Below are 18,129 nucleotides of genomic sequence, written 5' to 3' on the forward strand. Positions count from 1 at the left end.
GCACGCCCGCGCCTGGCGTGCGTGCCGGCTAAGCCCACGACCGTCTTAAGACGACTTCCTCACGCGCAAGTACCATTCGCACAGCAGCCGCACCTGCTTGGCCGTGTAGCCTTTCTCCACCATGCGCGCCACGAAGTCGGCATGCTTGTTGGCATCCTCGGCGCTGGCCTTGGCGTTGAAGGAGATCACGGGCAGCAACTCCTCCGTGTTGGAGAACATCTTCTTCTCGATCACGGTGCGGAACTTCTCGTAGCTGGTCCAGGCCGGATTCTTGCCGCCATTGTTGGCCCGCGCCCGCAAGCCGAAGTTGACGATTTCGTTGCGGAAATCCTTCGGATTGGAAATGCCGGCCGGCTTCTCGATCTTCTCGAGCTCGTTGTTGAGCGACTCGCGGTCGAAGCTCTCGCCCGTGTCCGGATCGCGGTATTCCTGGTCCTGGATCCAGAAGTCGGCGAACGTCACATAACGGTCGAAGATGTTCTGGCCATATTCGGAATAGCTCTCCAGGTAGGCGGTCTGGATTTCCTTGCCGATGAATTCCACGTACTTCTGCGCCAGGTACTCCTTGATGTAGGAGAAGTATTTCTGTTCCGTCTCGGGCGGGAACTGCTCGCGTTCCACTTGCTGCTCGAGCACGTACAGCAGGTGCACCGGGTTGGCCGCCACTTCCGTCGTGTCGAAGTTGAACACCTTGGACAGGATCTTGAACGCGAAGCGGGTCGACAGGCCGCTCATGCCTTCGTCCACGCCCGCGTAGTCCATGTATTCATGGATGGACTTGGCCTTGGGATCGGTGTCCTTGAGGTTCTCGCCGTCGTACACCAGCATCTTGCTGTAGATACTGGAGTTCTCCGGTTCCTTCAGGCGCGACAGGATGGCGAACTGGGCCATCATCTTCAGCGTGCCGGGCGCGCATGGGGCCTGGTACAGCGAGGAATTGGCCACCAGCTTGTCGTAGATCTTGATCTCGTCTGTCACGCGCAGGCAGTACGGAACCTTGACGATGTAGATCCGGTCCAGGAACGCTTCGTTGTTACGGTTGTTCTTGAACGACTTCCATTCCGATTCGTTCGAGTGGGCCAGGATGATGCCTTCGAACGGAATGGCGCCGAAGCCTTCCGTGCCCTTGTAGTTGCCTTCCTGGGTGGCCGTCAGCAAGGGGTGCAGCACCTTGATCGGGGCCTTGAACATTTCCACGAATTCCATCAAGCCCTGGTTGGCCAGGCACAGGCCGCCCGAATAGCTGTAGGCGTCCGGATCGTCCTGGGCATAGTCTTCCAGCTTGCGGATATCGACCTTGCCCACCAGCGAGGAAATGTCCTGGTTGTTCTCGTCGCCCGGTTCCGTCTTGGAAATGGCGATTTGTTTCAGCACGGACGGGTAGCGCTTGACGACGCGGAACTGGTTGATGTCGCCATTGAATTCGTGCAGGCGCTTGACGGCCCACGGGCTGGGGATGCTGCGCAGGTAGCGGCGCGGGATGCCGTAATCCTCTTCCAGGATGGTGCCGTCCTCTTCCTCGTTGAACAGGCCCAGCGGCGATTCGTTGACGGGCGAGCCTTTCAGGCAATAGAAGGGCACGTGTTCCATCAGCGACTTGAGCTTTTCCGCGATCGACGATTTGCCGCCGCCGACGGGACCGAGCAGATACAGGATCTGCTTGCGTTCCTCCAGGCCTTGCGCGGCGTGGCGGAAGTAGGACACCACTTGCTCGATCACTTCCTCGGTGCCGTAGAACTCGCGGAACGCGGGATAAATCTTGATGACCTTGTTGGCGAAGATGCGCGACAGCCGGGTATCGTTACGGGTGTCGACCAGGGTGGGCTCGCCGATCGCGGCGAGCATGCGCTCCGGGGCGCTGGCGTAGGTCAGGCGGTCCTTCTTGCACAGGGCAAGATATTCCGACATCGACATTTCCTCTTCGCGAGTCCGTTCGTACCGTGCGGCGTAGTTGTCAAAAATGGTCATTTGAATGTCCTTTAATGTAAGCCTGCTAGTCGTGTATCTCGGCAGTCGGTGTCGTGGTCTCTGCCTGGTATTGTCGTCTTTACTTACTCCTGATGGTTTTTGTTGTTGTTCTCGTCCGCTTCCCTGTGGCGGCCCGGATTGCCCGGGCCTTGGAGCTGACGTTTATTGTCGCCGCGCGATGGATGTTGGCCGGCTTTATGTTAGTTCGTCGTAACGCATCTTACGTTGATGAAATTGATCATTGCTCTATTGGTTCAGGATGTCAAGCGCTATGTCATCGCATTCTTAAAAATACTTTCTAAGCCGTTGATTTTAAAAGATAAAAATGACTATTTTACGGTAATTTCAATGGCTTTTCCGGCATTTTCCGGCCTCTGGATATCACCATAGCACGGCTGCCGAGAGCGTGCATCACGCGCCGCAAAATGTGAAATGGGGCCGCAACAGCGCCTCCGCGCCACCGTCGCCGCGCGCTTGCGCTAAGATGGCTGTCCATGGCTGTACCATCGCCGCGTCAGCCCTCTCAGAACAAGGAACAAAACATGATGAACGACTCATTGCGCGCCGCACTGCAACAAATGCCCAAGGCCGAACTGCACATCCACATCGAAGGCTCGCTGGAGCCGGAACTGATCTTCGCGCTGGCCGAGCGCAACGGCGTGGCGCTGGCCTATCCCTCCGTGGAGGCGCTGCGCGCCGCCTACGCCTTCACGGACCTGCAATCGTTCCTCGACATCTACTACGCCGGCGCCAGCGTGCTGCTCAAGGAGCAGGACTTCTACGACATGACGGCCGCCTACCTGCGCCGCGCCGAGGCCGACAACGTGCGCCACGCGGAAATCTTCTTCGACCCGCAAACCCACACGGCGCGCGGCGTGCCCATGCAAGCCGTGATAGCCGGCATCCACCGCGCCTGCCAGGACAGCCCCGTCAGCGCCACGCTGATCCTGTCCTTCCTGCGCCACCTGTCCGAGGAGGATGCGTTCGCCACGCTGGAGGCGGCGCTGCCGTTCCGCGACAAGTTCATCGGCATCGGCCTCGATTCGTCCGAAGTGGGCAATCCGCCCGAGAAGTTCGCGCGCGTGTTCGCGCGCTGCCGCGAGCTGGGTTTCCACCTGGTGGCCCACGCGGGCGAGGAAGGCCCGCCAGCCTACATCGAGACGGCGCTCGACGTGCTGCACGTGGAGCGCATCGACCATGGCGTGCGCTGCCTGGAGGACGCGGCCCTGACGGCGCGGCTGGCGCGCGAGCAGGTGCCGCTGACGGTGTGTCCGCTGTCGAACGTCAAGCTGTGCGTGTTCGAGCGCATGGAGCAGCACAACATGGTGCAGTTGCTGGACGCGGGCCTGATGGCCACCATCAACTCGGACGACCCGGCCTATTTCGGCGGCTACATGAACGCCAATTTCGAAGCCACCTTCGAGGCGCTGCCATTGGGCCTGTCGCACGCGCAGCGGCTGGCGCGCAACAGCTTCGCGGCGGCCTTCCTGCCGGCCGACGTCAAGCAGCGCTACCTGGACGAAGTGGACGCCTTCTTCGCCAGGCTGTAACACGGACGGGCGCGGCATGCTGACCCTGGCCCTGAAGATGACGGCGCGCGACTGGCGCGCCGGCCAGCTGCGCTTCCTGCTGGTGGCGCTGACGGTGGCGGTGGCGGCGCTGGCCGCGTCCGGCTTTTTCGTCGACCGCCTGCGCACGGGCATGGAGCGCGACGCGCACCAGTTGCTGGGCGCGGACGTGGTCATCAACGCCGACTTGCCGGTGGACCCGGCCTGGCGCGCCGAAGCGCTGCGCCGTGGCCTGACGCTGGCCGACACGGTCGGTTTTGCCAGCATGGCGCAGGCCGGGGCGGGCGAACAGTCGCAATCGCAGCTGGCGGCGCTCAAAGCCGTCGGCCCCGGCTACCCGCTGCGCGGCCAACTCAAACTCAGTGATGATCCGGCCCAGGCCGAGCAAAGCATGGGCCAGCCTGCCGCCGGCATCCCCGCCGCCGGCACCGTGTGGATCGATCCCGGCCTGCTGGGCGCACTGAACGTGGGCCTGGGCGGTACGCTGCGCCTGGGCGACCGCGCGTTCACGGTGGCGCGCCTGATCGCCTCGGAACCGGACCGTGGCGCCGGCTTCCTCAATTTTGCGCCGCGCGTGATGCTGGCCCTGTCCGACCTGGACGCCACCCACTTGATCCAGCCCGGCTCGCGCGTTACCTACCGGCTGCTGGTGGCCGCGCCCACGCCGGCCCAGGCTGACGTGGCCGCCGCCTACGGCCAGTGGCTGCAGCAGCAGATCCAGGCCCGCAACGTGAAAGGCGTGCGGATCGAATCGCTGGAAACGGGCCGGCCCGAGATGCGGGCCACGCTGGACCGGGCCGAACGCTTCCTGGCGCTGGTGGGGCTGCTGTCGGCGCTGCTGGCCGCCGTGGCCGTGGCGATGGCCGCGCGCCGCTTCATGCTGCGCCACCTGGACGCTTGCGCCATGCTGCGCTGCCTGGGCCTGTCCCAGAACCAGGTGACGGCGATGTACCTGATCGAATTTGTGCTGGTGGGCCTGGCCGGCAGCGCGCTGGGCGTGGCCGTGGGCTATGCGGCCCACTACGTGTTGCTGCAGGCGCTGGGCAGCCTGGTGGCCGTGGCGCTGCCTCCGCCCACGTGGGCGCCGGCCTTGCAGGGATTGGCGGCCGGCATGCTGCTGCTGGTCGGCTTCGCGCTGCCGCCCGTGCTCCAGTTGCGCAATGTGCCGCATAACCGCGTGATCCGGCGCGAGCAGGCCGCACCGCAGCCGCTGGCGCTGGCCACCTATGGCCTGGGGCTGGCCAGCTTCGTCGTGCTGCTGCTGTGGCAGGCCGGCGATACCCAGCTGGCCTTGTACACGGCGCTTGGTTTCGTGGGCGCGTTCGCCGTGTTCGGCCTGGCCGGCTGGCTGGGACTGGCCGCGCTCAAGCCCCTGCGCGGCGCCATCAACCATCAAAGCTGGCGCTTCGCCATCACCTCGCTGCAGCGCCGGCCCGGGGCCACGCTGGTACAGGTCGTGTCGCTGGCGCTGGGCCTGATGGCGCTGCTGCTGTTGACGGTGGTGCGCGGCGACCTGATGACGGCCTGGCGCAACGCCACGCCGGCCGACGCGCCCAACCATTTCATCATCAACATCCAGCCCGAGCAGCGCGACGAGCTGGCGGCCCGGCTCACGCGCGCCGGTGTGCGCGAGGCGCCGCAGTTCCCCATGATACGGGGCCGGCTGACGGCCGTGAACGGCCAGCCCGTAACGGCCGACACCTACACGGAGGACCGTGCGAAAAGCCTGGCCGACCGCGAATTCAATTTGTCCACCATGACCGCGCTCCAGCAGGGCAACCGCATCAGCGCCGGCGCCTGGTTCGCCGACCGGCCCGGCATGGCCGAAGCGTCGGTCGAGGAGGGCATCGCGAAGACGCTGCGCTGGAAGCTGGGTGACAAGCTGCGCTTCGAGATCGCCGGCGCGCCCGTGGAAGCCACCATCACCAGCCTGCGCAAGCTCGAATGGGGCTCGATGCGGGTCAACTTCTTCGTCATCCTCAATCCGCATGCACTGCAAGGCACGTCGCAAAGCTGGATCACGGCCTTCCATCTGCCGCCGGGGCAGGGCGCGCTGATGAACGCCTTCACGCGCGATTACCCGAACCTGACCATCGTCGACGTGGGCGGCCTGCTGCGCCAGTTGCAGGCCGTGCTGGACCAGGTGGTGGCGGCCGTGGAATTCCTGTTCGCGTTCACGCTGGCGTCCGGCGTGCTGGTGCTGTACGCGGCGCTGATGGGATCACAGGATGAGCGCAGCCGCGAGGCGGGCCTGCTGCGGGCGCTGGGCGCCACGCGGCGCCAGTTGTCGCAGGCGCAGCTGATCGAGTTCGCGCTGGTGGGGGGATTGGCCGGCCTGCTGGCGGCCAGTGGCGCGGCCGTCATGGGCTGGGGCCTGGCCACCTACCAGTTCAAGTTCGACTGGACCTTCGCGCCCACCGTGTGGCTCGCTGGCTTGCTGGCCGGCGCGCTGTGCGCCGTGGCGGGCGGCTGGCTGGGCCTGCGCCAGGTGCTGCGCCGGCCGCCCTTGCTCACGCTGCGCGAGGCGGCGTGAGGGCGGCGTGAAGGTGGCTTGATGGCGGCGTGAGGGCGCCCCGGCAGGTACGCCGTCAGCCCGCCATCAGGCCGGCGCGTGCTGCTCTTGCAGGAACTGGGCGTAGGAGAACAGCGGGCCGTCGAAGTAGTGTTTGGGCAGCGGGAACAGGGCCCAGTAATAGGCTTCCCGGCCGTGGCAGACCTGGGCCGGCTGGCAGTAGCGGTGCCAGTGTTCGCCCACGGTGCTCGAATACATGCCGTCGCCGTCGGCGTCGCTGAAGAACGGGATCACGCGCCGCTCCTCGAGCGCGTTCAGCAGCGACGGCGGCGCTTCGCTGTCGCGCGCGATCTCGTACTGGGCGCTCATGCCCTGTTCCGTCTCGATCATCATCAGCGTGGGCTGGCCAGCCTTGTCGAAGAACAGGATGCCAGTCGGGTTGGGGAAGATGTAGTGCTCGACGAAGCCCTTGCTGCGGCTCAGTTCCTCCACCAGTTGCACCAGCGCCGGATCGCCGAGGAACTGGTAGTTGTGCAGCACCACCAGCTCGCGCAGGGTTTCCGACTGCTCCGCGAAATAGGCTTTTTGCAGGGCCGCGATTTCGATTTCCAGGATGTCGAGCGCGTTGTCGTCGCTTTTCTTGATGTAGCGGTCGATCAGGCCGCGGTTGAAGGCGGTGACGGCGATCTTCTCGTCGGCCGCGCCGGTGAACAGGATCTTCTTGCAGGGCAGGTGCTGCACGGCCTGGCAGAATTCCAGCCCGTTCATCTGCGGCATCGAATAATCGACCACCAGCACGGACGGCGTGGCGAAGCGCTGGCGCTGCTCGCTGATGCGGTAGATGCGTTCCAGGTCCAGCGCCACGTTGCACTGGTCGGGCGGCTGGTTTTGCGTGTCGAAATTGACGTGCAGCGGCACGTCGTCGCGTTGGCGGCTCTGGGTCAGCCAGTCCAGCGCCACGCTGGTGTCATGGAAGGTCTTGCTGGCAAGCATGGGATCGAGCTGGAATGACAGGCTTTTCAGGAACGAGTCGCTATCGTCCACCAGGACTGTCAGGGTCGGATGAGTATAGACGGGCAGTTGCATGGTTCACCTAAGGTTTGCTGCACGAGACGTTGGAAATTCCAGGACGAAGATGGCGTAGGCGGTTTCCCGCGAGACACAACGAATAGTAGCATCCCAAGCCTCCATGATTTCTTTACATAACGCAAGCCCGATGCCGGTACCGTGATGGGCGGGATAGGAATAGAAGCGGCGGAAGATCAGCGGCAGCTGGGTCGGCGCCACGCCGCAGGCCGTGTCGATGAACAGCAGGCGCGGCGTGGGCCGGGCGCCGTCGATCACGATGCGCACCCGGCCCTTGCCGGCGCGGTGGATGGCCTTGAGGGCATTGCGCAATAAATTGAGCAGGATCACCACGGCCAGTTCGTTCTGGCCGGCGAAGTGGAAATCGTGCCGCAGGTCGCACACCACGGCCTGGCGCTGGGCCGCACTGGCGAATGGATAGCGCGCCAGCACGGCTGCCACCGCCTCGCCCATGCAAACGGATTCCGTGGGCCGCAGGTTGCGGTTGACGGCCGTGGCGCTGAGCAGGAACAGGTCGATCATGTGGTGCATGTGGCGTACTTCGAACTGGATGCGGCCCAGCGCATCGAGCCGGTTGGCGCGATCCGTGTCGGTCGCGTCGCGGGCCAGCCGGCCCAGGCCGCGCACATTGGCGTCCACGCTGGCCAGCGGCGTGCGCAGTTCGTGCGCCACGGTCGCCAGGCCGGCGCCCAGGCCGGCCAGCCTCTCCTGTTCCAGCACGTCGCGGCTGACCTTGGCCGCGGACAGCACGGCGATGGTGAACCAGTGGATCGGCAATTGCTGCAGCACGGCGCGGCTCAGCAGGATGTGGCCGTGGCCGGGCACCAGCACGGCCAGGCAGGCGGCCACGGTGCCGGCCACGTAGGCGCGCCAGGCCAGGGCCGTGTCGAAGTGGAACAGCACCACCAGCGCGATCAGCAGCGATTCGCCCCATACGCCCGAGGCATGGTTCATCAGGAACATGTAACTGAAGAAGAAGGAAAACACATAGGTCAGTGTCAACAGCAGGTAGCGCTCCAGCCAGCGGCGGCTGAAGTGGCGCGCCCACAGGCCCAGCGCACACAGCACGAGGCCGATGCCGCGCAGGGGCAGGCTGTCATATTCCTGCGGAAAGAAATAGTGCCAGACCACGTAGTACAGCGGCATGCCGACCGTGCCCATGGCCGCCAGCAGCAGCACACGGGCGGTGGCATGTTCCTGGTGGCAATGGTAACGCCGCAGCTTCAGCAGCAGGCGGTGGTGCCATTGCTTCCAGAGCGGTTGAAGGGGCGGCGTCATGTCGTTTTTTGATGTTGATCAAAGTTTTATCTTGCTCCGAAATTGCAACGGTACTGGTGCTTTTGCTCGCGCCGTTGATCCGCATCAACCCCTTCCTGTATCAAAACGGCAATGTCTTGGACGTAGTTCAAATAAAACAACCCTTTCAAAAGAGGAACATATATGTCCAAAGCTATCGCTCCGGCCTCCGCCCCCGCCCGCGCGCGTCTGGCTGCCGCCGAACACCATTTACCCGACTACGTCACGTGCCGCATGGATGCCCATTACGTGACCCGCATCGAACAATTGCTGGGGGGAGAACACCCGCACGCCTGGCAACCGACGCCGGCCGGCGCCATCTTCCTGGCCGGGAATGACTACCTGTGCCTTGGGGGCGAGTCCGCCCTGATCCGGGCCCAGGCCGAACGGCTGGCCGGCGGCGCCGCGTTGTTGATGTCGGCCGTCTACCTGCAGGAGGGGAGCCCCCAGCACCGGCTGGAACGCAAGTTCGCCAGCCTGATGGGGGCCGAGGACGGCATCCTGACCCAGTCCGGCTGGGCCGCCAACGTGGGGCTGGTGCAATGCCTGGCCGGTCCCGGCGTGCCCGTGTTCCTGGATATGCAAGCCCATGCCTCGTTGTGGGAGGGCGTGCAGTCGGCGGGCGCCGAGGCCATCTCGTTCCTGCACAACGACCTGGAGCACTTGCGGCGCCAGGTGAGCCGGCGCGGGCCCGGCATCATCGCCGTCGATGCGCTGTACAGCACCAACGGCAGCGTGGCCCCGCTGGCTGAGCTGGTGGAACTGGCTGAACGCACCGGCTGCCTGCTGCTGGTGGACGAGTCGCACTCGCTGGGCACGCATGGCCCGCGCGGCGCCGGCCTGGTGGCGCAACTGGGGCTGGCCGAGCGCGTGCATTTCCGTACCGCGTCGCTGGCCAAGGCGTTCGCGGGCCGGGCCGGCATCATCACGTGCTCCAGCAAATTCAAGGGGTATTTCCTGTCCGAGTCGCGCCCCGCCATCTTCAGTTCCTGCCTGCTCGAGCACGAGCTGGCCTGGTTCGATGCGGCCATCGACTTCGTGGCGGCGGCCGACGGGCGGCGCGCCGCGCTGGCCGGCATTGCCGCGCGCGTGCGTGCCGGGCTCGATGCGCTGGGCTACAACGTGAGCGACGGCACCGAGCAGATCATCGCGCTCGAACCGGGCACCGAGCCGCGCACGCTGGCGCTGCGCAAGGCGCTGGAACGGCAGGGCGTGTACGGCGCCATGTTCTGCGCCCCGGCCACGGCCAAGAACCGGGCGCTGGTGCGGCTGACGCTGAACGCCGGCCTGGACGCGGCGCAGGAAGCGCGGATACTGGCCGGCTGCGCCGCCATCCGTGAGCACGTGGAGCTGGAGAGCTGGTCGTCCAGCCGCCGTTCGCGCCGGCTGGCGCTGGTGTAAGCCATCGCGCACACGGGGTCGCCGTGCTGTGACGGCGGTCCCGTGTGCGCTATCATGGTGGCTATGACTGAACCTCAAACTCTCTACGAAGTGATCGGCGGCGAAACGCGCGTGCGCGAGATGGTCGACCGGTTTTACGACCTGATGGAACTGGAGCCGGAGTTCGCGCTGCTGCGCGCCACGCATCCGCCATCGCTGGACAACGCGCGCGACCGCCTGTTCTGGTTCCTGTCCGGCTGGATGGGCGGTCCGGACGCCTACATCGAGCGCTTCGGCCACCCGCGCCTGCGGGCGCGCCACATGCCGTTCGCCATCGGCACCCAGGAGCGCGACCAGTGGCTGCGCGCCATGGCGTGGGCCATGGAGGACGTGGGCATCGCCGAAGACCTGCGCCTGCGCTTGATGGAATCGTTCTATCAGACGGCCGACTGGATGCGCAACAAGCCGGATTGACCATGACCACCATCGAATTCTTCGTGCTGCTGGCCCTAGGCCTTGCCGTGCTGGCCTTGCAGGTGCTGGCGCTGCTGCGCGGGCGCGCGGGCACGGGCGAGGCTGGGATGGCCGAGCGCATCGAGCGCGTCGAGCGCGAAGTGCGCATGCAGTTGCAGGCCACGGCCCAGGCCGGCCGCCAGGACATGACGCAGTTGCTGGCGCAGGCGCAGGCCGCCAGCGCCCAGCAACTGGAAGCGATGCGGCGCCAGATCGACAGCCAGGGCCACAGCGGGCGCGAGGAACAGGCGCAAAGCCTGAAGCGCTTTGGCGAGAGCATGAACCTGGCGCTGATCCGGCTGACGGAATCGAACGCGCAGCGCATGCTGGAAGTGCGCGCCACGCTGGAAGAAAAAATCCGCGACCTGCAGGCCGACAACGGCGCCCGGCTCGAGGAGATGCGCAAGACGGTGGACGAGAAGCTGCACGCGACCCTGGAGTCGCGCCTGTCGGCCTCGTTCCAGCAAGTGTCGGAACGGCTGGAGCGGGTGCACCAGGGCTTGGGCGAGATGCAGCAACTGGCGCTGGGCGTGGGCGACTTGAAGCGGGTGCTGACCAACGTGAAGACGCGCGGCACCTGGGGCGAGGTGCAACTGGAAATGCTGCTGGAGCAGGTGCTGACGTCCGAGCAGTACGCGCGCAATGTGGAGACCATCGCCGGCAGCGGCGCGCGCGTGGAGTTCGCGTTGCGCCTGCCGGGCCACGTGGAGGGCGGTCCACCCGTGTGGATGCCGATCGACGCCAAGTTCCCCAAGGAGCAGTACGAACGCCTGCTGGACGCGGCCGAGCGGGCCGACGCCGATGGCGTCGCGCTGGCCGGGCGCGAGCTGGAACGGGCCGTGCGCGGCGAAGCGAAGACCATCGCCGACAAATACCTGGCGCCGCCGCAGACGACGGACTTCGCCATCCTGTTCCTGCCTACCGAGGGCTTGTACGCGGAAGTGATGCGCCGTCCCGGCCTGGCTGATGAACTGCAGCGCGTGAACCGGGTGAGCATCGCCGGACCGTCCACGCTGTCGGCGCTGCTCAATAGCCTGCAGATGGGCTTCCGCACGCTGGCGCTGGAGAAGCGCTCGTCGGAAGTGTGGCAGGTGCTGGGCGCCGTGAAGACGGAGTTCGCCAAGTTCGGCGACGTGCTGTCGGCCACCAAGCTGACGCTGGAACGGGCCGCCAAGAATATCGAATCGGCCGAAACGCGCAGCCGTCAGATGGCGCGCAAGCTCAAGTCGGTGGAAGCCTTGCCCAGCGAAGCGGCCCAGCTGCTGCTGGGGCCGGACCAGGATGTGAACGAATCGGAAGTGGCGTAGAAGTACAGTAGTACGGATCAACAGAGGGGAAGCATCCCCCGATGTCATTCTGAACGGAGACTGTCATGCCTGTTCGTAGCCCGGATTTCTCGTCGTTGGCCATGCCGGCCGTGCGGCGCAACAAGATCGTGAGCGCAGCCGATGCCGTCGGTTTGATCCGCGACGGCGACACCATCGCCAGCGGTGGCTTTGTCGGCGTCGGCTTCGCGGAGAATATCGCGGTGGCGCTGGAGCGCCGTTTCCTGTCGCCCGACGGCGGTGGCCATCCGCGCGACCTGACGCTGGTGTACGCGGCCGGGCAGGGCGACGGCAAGGAGCGCGGCCTCAATCACCTGGCCCACGAGGGTATGCTCAAGCGCGTGGTGGGCGGGCACTGGGGGCTGGTGCCCAAGCTGCAGCAGCTGGCTACATCCAACAAGATCGAAGCGTACAACCTGCCGCAGGGCGTGATCAGCCAGCTGTTCCGCGACACGGCCGCCGGCAAGCCCGGTCTGCTCACGCACGTAGGCCTGGGCACTTTCGTCGATCCGCGCCACGGCGGCGGCAAGATCAACGAACGCACCACGGAAGACCTGGTGGAACTGCTGGCGGTGGGCGGCAAGGAGCACTTGTTCTACAAGGCCCAGCCTATCCACGTGGGCATCATCCGCGGCACCACGGCCGACGCCAACGGCAACGTGACCATGGAGCGCGAGGCGCTCACGCTGGAAGCGCTGGCCATCGCCATGGCGGCCCATAATTCGGGCGGGATCGTGATCGTGCAGGTGGAGCGCATCGCGGAGCGGGGCACGCTGCCGCCGCGCGAGGTCAAGATACCCGGCATCCTGGTCGATTGCGTGGTGGTGGCCGAGAAGCCCGAGTACCACATGCAGACTTTCGCAGAACCCTACAGCGCAGCGTTCGCGGGCGAGCTGCGCGTGCCATTGGGGACGCTGGCCACCATGCCGCTGTCCGAACGCAAGATCATCGCGCGCCGTGCGCTGATGGAGCTCAAGCCCAACTACGTCGTCAACCTCGGCATTGGCATGCCCGAAGGCGTGGCGGCCGTGGCGGCCGAGGAAAAAGTGTTCGACCTGGTGACGCTGACGGCGGAGCCGGGCGTGATCGGCGGCTTGCCGGCCGGCGGCCTCAATTTTGGCGCCGCCACCAATGCCGACGCCATTATCGACCAGCCCTACCAGTTCGACTTCTACGATGGCGGCGGGCTCGATGTGGCCTTCCTCGGACTGGCCCAGGCTGACCGCCACGGCAACCTGAACGTGAGTAAATTCGGCGACCGGCTGGCCGGCGCGGGAGGCTTCATCAACATCAGCCAGAATGCCAAGAAGGTGGTATTCGTGGGGACGTTCACGGCCGGTGCGCTGCAGGTGGCCGTGCGCGACGGGCAGTTATGCATCCTGCGCGAAGGGCAGGCGCGCAAATTTGTCGACGAGGTTGAACACCGCACCTACAGCGGGGAATACGCGCTGCGGCGCGGCCAAAGCGCGTTGTACGTGACGGAACGCTGCGTGTTCCGCTTGCAGCCGCACGGATTGGAGCTGGTCGAGATCGCGCCCGGCATCGACCTGGAGCGCGACATCCTGGCGCACATGAGCTTCCGGCCCGCCATCAGCGCGCACCTGAAGACGATGGACGCGCGCATCTTCGGCACGCCGGCGATGGGCTGGCGCGCCGATTTTTTGGCGCGGCCGCTGGAGGAGCGCCTTGTCTACGACCCGCAGCAGCAACTGTTCTTTGCCAATTTCGAAGGCTACGAGGTGGCCGACCGGGCTACCATCGAAGCCATACGGGCGTTGGTGGCCCAGCGGCTGGAAGGATTGGGACGCAAGGTGCCTGCCGTGATCAACTACGACAATTTCTCGATCGCGCCGGACCTGATGGACGATTACGTGGCCATGGTGAATGGCCTGCACGAGCGCTACTACAGCAAGGTGACGCGCTTCGCCCACAGCACCTTCATGCGCGCCAGCCTGGGTCGCGCGTTCCGGCGCGCGGCGACGGAACCGTCGCTGTACGCCGATCCGGCCGAGGCGCTGGCGCGATTGCAGAAGGATGAGTAACGCTGTCCGTTACAGCAAGCCTTCGAACGGCAGCACATCGACCATGTCGCCTTCGGCCACGTTGCCCTGCTCGTCGCGCAGCACCACCATGCAGTTGGCTTCCGACATGGAGCGCAGGATGCCGGAGCCCTGGGCGCCCGTCAGCCGCACTTGCGGCGCGCCGTCCGTGCCCGTGCTGAGCACACCGCGCTGGAATTCGCTGCGGCCGGGGCGCTTGCGGATATTCGCTTGCGCGCGCGCGCGCAGCAGCGGCAGCGGGGCGTTGGCGCCCATCATGTGCAACAGGGCCGCGCGGGCGAAGAAGTAGAACGACACCATCACGGCCACCGGATTACCGGGCAGCCCGAACAGCCAGGCGCTGCGGCCGTTGGAATTGATCTTGCCGAAGGCGAGCGGGCGGCCGGGGCGCATGTTGAGCTTCCAGAACGCCACGTCGCCCAGGCGCGCCATCATGGCGCGCGTGTAGTCGGCCGCGCCGTCGGATACGCCGCCGGAGGTGATGATGGCGTCCGCGTTCTCGCAGCCGCTGCGCAGTGCCGCTTCCAGCGCCACCGTGTCGTCCTTGACGATGCCCATGTCGATCACGTCGCAGCCCAGGCGCTGCAGCATGCCGAACAGCGTGTAGCGGTTGCTGTCGTAGACGCAGCCCGTGTCCAGCGTTTCGCCCACCGAGCGCAGTTCGTCGCCGGTGGAGAAGAAGGCCACGCGCAGGCGGCGTTGCACGGCCACTTCGGCCAGGCCGAGCGAGGCGATCAGGCCCAGGTCGGCCGGCCGCAGCACCTTGCCGCGCGCGATGGCGACGCCGCCTTCGGCCAGGTCCTCGCCCTTGAAACGGCGGTTGTCGCCGGCCTTCAGCACGCCGGCCGCGATGGTGACGCTGCCGTCGCCGATGGCGGCCGCCAGTTCCTGTGGCAGTACGGTGTCGCAGCCTTCGGGCATGGCGCCGCCCGTCATGATGCGCACGCACTGGCCGGGGCCGCAGGCCAGTGCCGTGGGACGGCCAGCGTAGACGATGCCGATCACTTCCAGCGTGACGCTGCCTTCCTTGGGCAGGTCGGCGCCGCGCAGCGCGTAGCCGTCCATGGCCGAATTGTCGTAGGCCGGCACGTTGATGGGCGAGATCACGTCCTGCGCCAGCACGCGGTCGAGGGCGCTGCGCAGCGCCACTTTTTCAAACGACTGGATCGGTGTGATGAAGTCGCCGATGATGCGCTGGGCGTCGCGCACGGACATGGCGTCCGGGTCGTAGGCGTCGAGGCAACTGGCGACGGCGGCCAGCGTGAGCGGCTGGCCGGGCTGGCCAGGCTGGCCATTGGCCTGGTCAAATTGTTGCAGCTCGCCCAGCGTGTTGATGTTGCGGAAGGCGGCCGCATCCTCGAACACCACTTCGGCCAGGCGCAGCGATTTGTACCAGCCTTCCAGGCGGCGCGCGCCGGTGGCCAGGTAGGCGTCCAGTTGCGGCAGCAGGCTGGCCTTGAGCAGCGCGAACACGGGATGCGGCTGGCGCTGGACGACGCCTTGCTCGTCCGCCTCCAGCGTGACGGCGACGGCCACGTCGGCATCCTGCGATTGCAGGGCGGCCAGCAGGCGCTGGGCCAGGTCGGGCGGCAGGAACGGTGAGTCGCAGGGGGCCGTCAGCAGCAGTTCCGTGCCACAGTGGCGCAAGCCTGTCTGCAGGCCGGCCAGCGGGCCTTCGAAGCCACCGAGCTCGTCGCCCAGCACGGGGCAGCCATATTCCGCATACTGGGGCAGGTTGCGGTTGGCGTTGATGGCCACGCTGGCCACCTGGGGCGCCAGCCGCTGCAGCACGTGGGCCACCAGCGTCGTGCCCCGGAATGGCTGCAGGCCCTTGTCCACGCGGCCCATGCGGGTGCCGCGGCCACCGGCCAGTATCAGGCCACTTACCTTGCTGTTTGCAGACAAACTACCCCCCGATATAAGACATTTCAACTTTCTTGGCCCGCTCGACCAGTCCGCTGGTGTGCTGGGTGCGCGTTTCCGAATAACGGTCGCCGCGCGCGCGCCACAGCAGCGCGATGGCGCCGGCGATGTCGTCGTCGCTGTGGCCACCGCGCAGCAGGGCGCGCAAGTCGTGGCCGTGGCTGGCGAACAAGCAAGTATACAGCTTGCCTTCGGTGGACAGACGGGCCCGCGTGCAATCGCGACAAAATGCCTGGCTCACGCTGGAGATCAGGCCGATCTCGCCGCCGCCATCGGCATAGCGCCAGCGGGCGGCCGTTTCGCCCGTGTAGTTGGCGTCGGCCGCTACCAGCGGCAGTTCGGCGTGGATGCGGCGCTGCACTTCGGCCGAGGGGATCACTTCATCGAGGTTCCAGCCATTGGAGGCGCCCACGTCCATGTATTCGATGAAGCGCAGGATATAGGGCGTGTCCTTGAAATGGCGCGCCATGGGCAGGATCTGGCTGTCGTTCATGCCGCCCTTGACCACCATGTTGACCTTGATCGGGCCGAGGCCCACCTGGTGCGCCACGTCCATGCCCTTGAGCACGTCCTCGACGGCGAAATCGACGTCGTTCATGCGCTTGAAGATGGCGTCGTCGAGCGCGTCCAGCGAGACGGTGACGCGTTGCAGGCCGGCATCCTTGAGCGACTGGGCCTTTTTGGCCAGCAAGGAGCCGTTGGTGGTCAGCGTCAAGTCCAGCGGCCGGCCGCTGGCCGTCTTGATTTCGCTGAGCATGCCAACCAGCCGTTCCACATTCTTGCGCAGCAGCGGTTCGCCGCCCGTCAGGCGGATTTTCTCGACCCCGTGCGCCACGAACAGGCGGGCGACGCGGGTGATTTCCTCGAACGACAGCAGCGAACTGTGCGGCAGGTAGCTGTAGTTCTGGTCGAACACGGCCTTGGGCATGCAGTACACGCAGCGGAAATTGCAGCGGTCGGTGACGGAGATGCGCAGGTCGTGCAGGGGACGGGCGAGCTGGTCCGTTACGCGGCCGGTGGGCGCTTCCGGCACGGCGGGGATGGCCGGCAAACGCTGGCGCTGGTCCGCCACGAAGATGATTTTTTCAGTCATGGATGAATACAAGTTACTACCGGGCACAGCGCGAACACGCGCATCAGGAGGTGCGCTAACCGAGATACGATAGCACGAGGCCGGCGATCGCACAGGCCAGTATCAGCTTGATCGTGCCCACCTGGTAGCGCAGCAGGGCAATACTGGCCATGCCGCCCAGCAATACTGCGCGCAGGTCGAGGTGGGGCGTGGGCGTTTCTTGCCAGAAGACATGCATGCCGAAAAACACGGCCAGGCTGACGATCACGCCCACCACGGCGGCGGAAATGGCCGTCAGCGGCGCCGTCATGCGGATGTTGTCGCGCGTGGCCTCCACCAGCGGGCCGCCGGCCAGGATGAACAGGAACGACGGCAGGAACGTGAAGAAGGTGGCCACGGTGGCGCCTGCCGCGCCGCCCGCCAGCAGGCTGGCGCCGAACACGGCCTGACTCCACGCGCCCACGAAACCGACGAAGGCGACCACCATGATCAGCGGGCCCGGTGTCGTCTCGCCCAGCGCCAGCCCGTCGATCATTTGCGCCGGCAGCAGCCAGTGGTAATGGGACACGGCGCCTTGGTAGACGTACGGCAACACGGCGTAGGCGCCGCCAAAGGTCAGCATGGCGGCCTTGGTGAAGAACCAGCCCATTTGCGCCAGTGGCTGGCGCACGCCGGTGGCCAGGGCCAGGGCCAACCATGCCAGGATGCCCAAGGTGCAGCCCAGTACGGCCACGCGGACCAGGCCGGGCCAGGAAAAGCGGGCGTGATCGGGCGTGGGGGTGTCATCGTCGATCAGGGCCGGGCCGTAGGAGGCTGCCTGACCGGGATGGCCACCGCCAATTTGAAACAGGGCGGGCCAGTAGCGGCCACCCAGCAGGCCGACCAGGGCGGCAGCGGCGACGATGAGCGGAAAAGGAAGGTGAAAGACGGTGATGGCGACAAACGCGGCGGCGGCCAGCGTGATCAGTGCGCCATTCTTCAGCGCCCGTTTGCCGATGCGCCAGGCGGCAGCGAGCACGATGGCGACCACGGCCGGCTTGATGCCATACAGCACCGCCGCGACCGCCGGCACGCTGCCATAGGCTATGTAGATCCATGACAAAGTGATCAGGAAGGCCAGCGATGGCAGCACGAACAGGACGCCGGCGATGATGCCGCCACGGGTCTTGTGGAGCAGCCAGCCGATGTAGATGGCCAGCTGGGTCGCCTCCGGGCCGGGCAGCAGCATGCAGTAATTGAGCGCGTGCAGGAAGCGTTGCTCGGAGATCCAGCGCCGCCGCTCCACGAGCTCCGCATGCATCATGGCGATCTGGCCGGCCGGGCCGCCAAAACTGATGAAGCCGAGCTTGAGCCAGTACCAGAACGCGGTGCGCAGGCTCACGGGGGCGGGGCGGTTCAGGTCAGGCAAGTTCATCGGAGCAGGGCG

The 18,129-nt window shown here is 66.0% G+C and carries 12 protein-coding genes; 6 read left to right on the forward strand and 6 right to left on the reverse strand.

The window, feature by feature from the left end:
- Window positions 1-45 precede the first annotated feature (45 nt).
- Window positions 46-1,968 carry a PrkA family serine protein kinase gene (locus tag H3H36_RS08935; protein ID WP_182216437.1) on the reverse strand — a complete coding sequence of 641 codons (1,923 nt, stop codon included), beginning with the start codon at window positions 1,966-1,968 and terminating at the stop codon, window positions 46-48.
- Window positions 1,969-2,510: 542 nt separating this feature from the next.
- Here H3H36_RS08935 and H3H36_RS08940 point away from each other — a divergent pair.
- Window positions 2,511-3,518 carry an adenosine deaminase gene (locus H3H36_RS08940; protein ID WP_182216439.1) on the forward strand — a complete coding sequence of 336 codons (1,008 nt, stop codon included), beginning with the start codon at window positions 2,511-2,513 and terminating at the stop codon, window positions 3,516-3,518.
- A gap of 16 nt (window positions 3,519-3,534) precedes the next feature.
- Window positions 3,535-6,069 (forward strand): ABC transporter permease, encoded by a 2,535-nt coding sequence (locus tag H3H36_RS08945; protein ID WP_182216441.1) that lies wholly within the window; start codon window positions 3,535-3,537, stop codon window positions 6,067-6,069.
- A 66-nt stretch (window positions 6,070-6,135) separates the two neighbouring features.
- Here H3H36_RS08945 and H3H36_RS08950 read toward each other — a convergent pair whose 3' ends face one another.
- Both H3H36_RS08950 and H3H36_RS08955 read right to left on the reverse strand, forming a co-directional pair.
- Entirely contained in the window at window positions 6,136-7,134 is a 999-nt protein-coding gene (locus H3H36_RS08950; protein ID WP_182216443.1) for a response regulator, read from the reverse strand.
- Between the two features lie 3 nt (window positions 7,135-7,137).
- On the reverse strand, window positions 7,138-8,412 hold the full coding sequence (locus H3H36_RS08955) for a sensor histidine kinase (protein WP_182216445.1): 1,275 nt from the start codon (window positions 8,410-8,412) through the stop codon (window positions 7,138-7,140).
- A 162-nt stretch (window positions 8,413-8,574) separates the two neighbouring features.
- Between H3H36_RS08955 and cqsA the strand changes: the two genes are divergently transcribed.
- The 4 genes from cqsA to H3H36_RS08975 all read left to right on the forward strand — a co-directional run bounded on the left by cqsA (window position 8,575) and on the right by H3H36_RS08975 (window position 13,690).
- Window positions 8,575-9,831, forward strand: a complete 1,257-nt coding sequence (cqsA, locus tag H3H36_RS08960; protein ID WP_182216447.1) for an alpha-hydroxyketone-type quorum-sensing autoinducer synthase — start codon at window positions 8,575-8,577, stop codon at window positions 9,829-9,831.
- A gap of 54 nt (window positions 9,832-9,885) precedes the next feature.
- The gene (locus H3H36_RS08965; protein WP_182216449.1) at window positions 9,886-10,284 is read left to right on the forward strand and encodes a group II truncated hemoglobin; all 399 of its coding nucleotides are present in this window, start codon (window positions 9,886-9,888) and stop codon (window positions 10,282-10,284) included.
- Window positions 10,285-10,286: 2 nt separating this feature from the next.
- On the forward strand, window positions 10,287-11,630 hold the full coding sequence (locus H3H36_RS08970; RefSeq protein WP_182216451.1) for a DNA recombination protein RmuC: 1,344 nt from the start codon (window positions 10,287-10,289) through the stop codon (window positions 11,628-11,630).
- A gap of 65 nt (window positions 11,631-11,695) precedes the next feature.
- A complete protein-coding gene (locus H3H36_RS08975) occupies window positions 11,696-13,690 on the forward strand; it encodes an acyl CoA:acetate/3-ketoacid CoA transferase (protein WP_182216453.1) in 1,995 nt (664 codons plus the stop codon).
- Window positions 13,691-13,699: 9 nt separating this feature from the next.
- On the opposite strand, the gene moeA is transcribed toward H3H36_RS08975, so the two are convergent.
- The 3 genes from moeA to chrA are packed head-to-tail and all read right to left on the reverse strand — an operon-like array spanning window position 13,700 to window position 18,117.
- Window positions 13,700-15,613, reverse strand: coding sequence for a molybdopterin molybdotransferase MoeA (moeA, locus tag H3H36_RS08980; RefSeq protein WP_182216456.1), 1,914 nt, complete (start codon window positions 15,611-15,613; stop codon window positions 13,700-13,702).
- A gap of 1 nt (window position 15,614) precedes the next feature.
- Window positions 15,615-16,724 carry a GTP 3',8-cyclase MoaA gene (moaA, locus tag H3H36_RS08985; RefSeq protein WP_182216458.1) on the reverse strand — a complete coding sequence of 370 codons (1,110 nt, stop codon included), beginning with the start codon at window positions 16,722-16,724 and terminating at the stop codon, window positions 15,615-15,617.
- A 55-nt stretch (window positions 16,725-16,779) separates the two neighbouring features.
- Complete coding sequence (gene chrA, locus H3H36_RS08990; RefSeq protein ID WP_182216460.1) at window positions 16,780-18,117, reverse strand: chromate efflux transporter; 1,338 nt, start codon at window positions 18,115-18,117, stop codon at window positions 16,780-16,782.
- Window positions 18,118-18,129: the final 12 nt, after the last annotated feature.

Source organism: Rugamonas fusca, assembly GCF_014042365.1.
In the GTDB taxonomy this organism is placed as follows: domain Bacteria; phylum Pseudomonadota; class Gammaproteobacteria; order Burkholderiales; family Burkholderiaceae_D; genus Rugamonas; species Rugamonas fusca.

Bases quoted from the DNA above. Each gene is read 5' to 3' on its own strand.
- H3H36_RS08935 (WP_182216437.1), bottom strand. From the start codon at position 1,968: ATGACCATTTTTGACAACTACGCCGCACGGTACGAACGGACTCGCGAA.
- H3H36_RS08940 (WP_182216439.1), top strand. From the start codon at position 2,511: ATGATGAACGACTCATTGCGCGCCGCACTGCAACAAATGCCCAAGGCC.
- H3H36_RS08945 (WP_182216441.1), top strand. From the start codon at position 3,535: ATGCTGACCCTGGCCCTGAAGATGACGGCGCGCGACTGGCGCGCCGGC.
- H3H36_RS08950 (WP_182216443.1), bottom strand. From the start codon at position 7,134: ATGCAACTGCCCGTCTATACTCATCCGACCCTGACAGTCCTGGTGGAC.
- H3H36_RS08955 (WP_182216445.1), bottom strand. From the start codon at position 8,412: ATGACGCCGCCCCTTCAACCGCTCTGGAAGCAATGGCACCACCGCCTG.
- cqsA (WP_182216447.1), top strand. From the start codon at position 8,575: ATGTCCAAAGCTATCGCTCCGGCCTCCGCCCCCGCCCGCGCGCGTCTG.
- H3H36_RS08965 (WP_182216449.1), top strand. From the start codon at position 9,886: ATGGTGGCTATGACTGAACCTCAAACTCTCTACGAAGTGATCGGCGGC.
- H3H36_RS08970 (WP_182216451.1), top strand. From the start codon at position 10,287: ATGACCACCATCGAATTCTTCGTGCTGCTGGCCCTAGGCCTTGCCGTG.
- H3H36_RS08975 (WP_182216453.1), top strand. From the start codon at position 11,696: ATGCCTGTTCGTAGCCCGGATTTCTCGTCGTTGGCCATGCCGGCCGTG.
- moaA (WP_182216458.1), bottom strand. From the start codon at position 16,724: ATGACTGAAAAAATCATCTTCGTGGCGGACCAGCGCCAGCGTTTGCCG.
- chrA (WP_182216460.1), bottom strand. From the start codon at position 18,117: ATGAACTTGCCTGACCTGAACCGCCCCGCCCCCGTGAGCCTGCGCACC.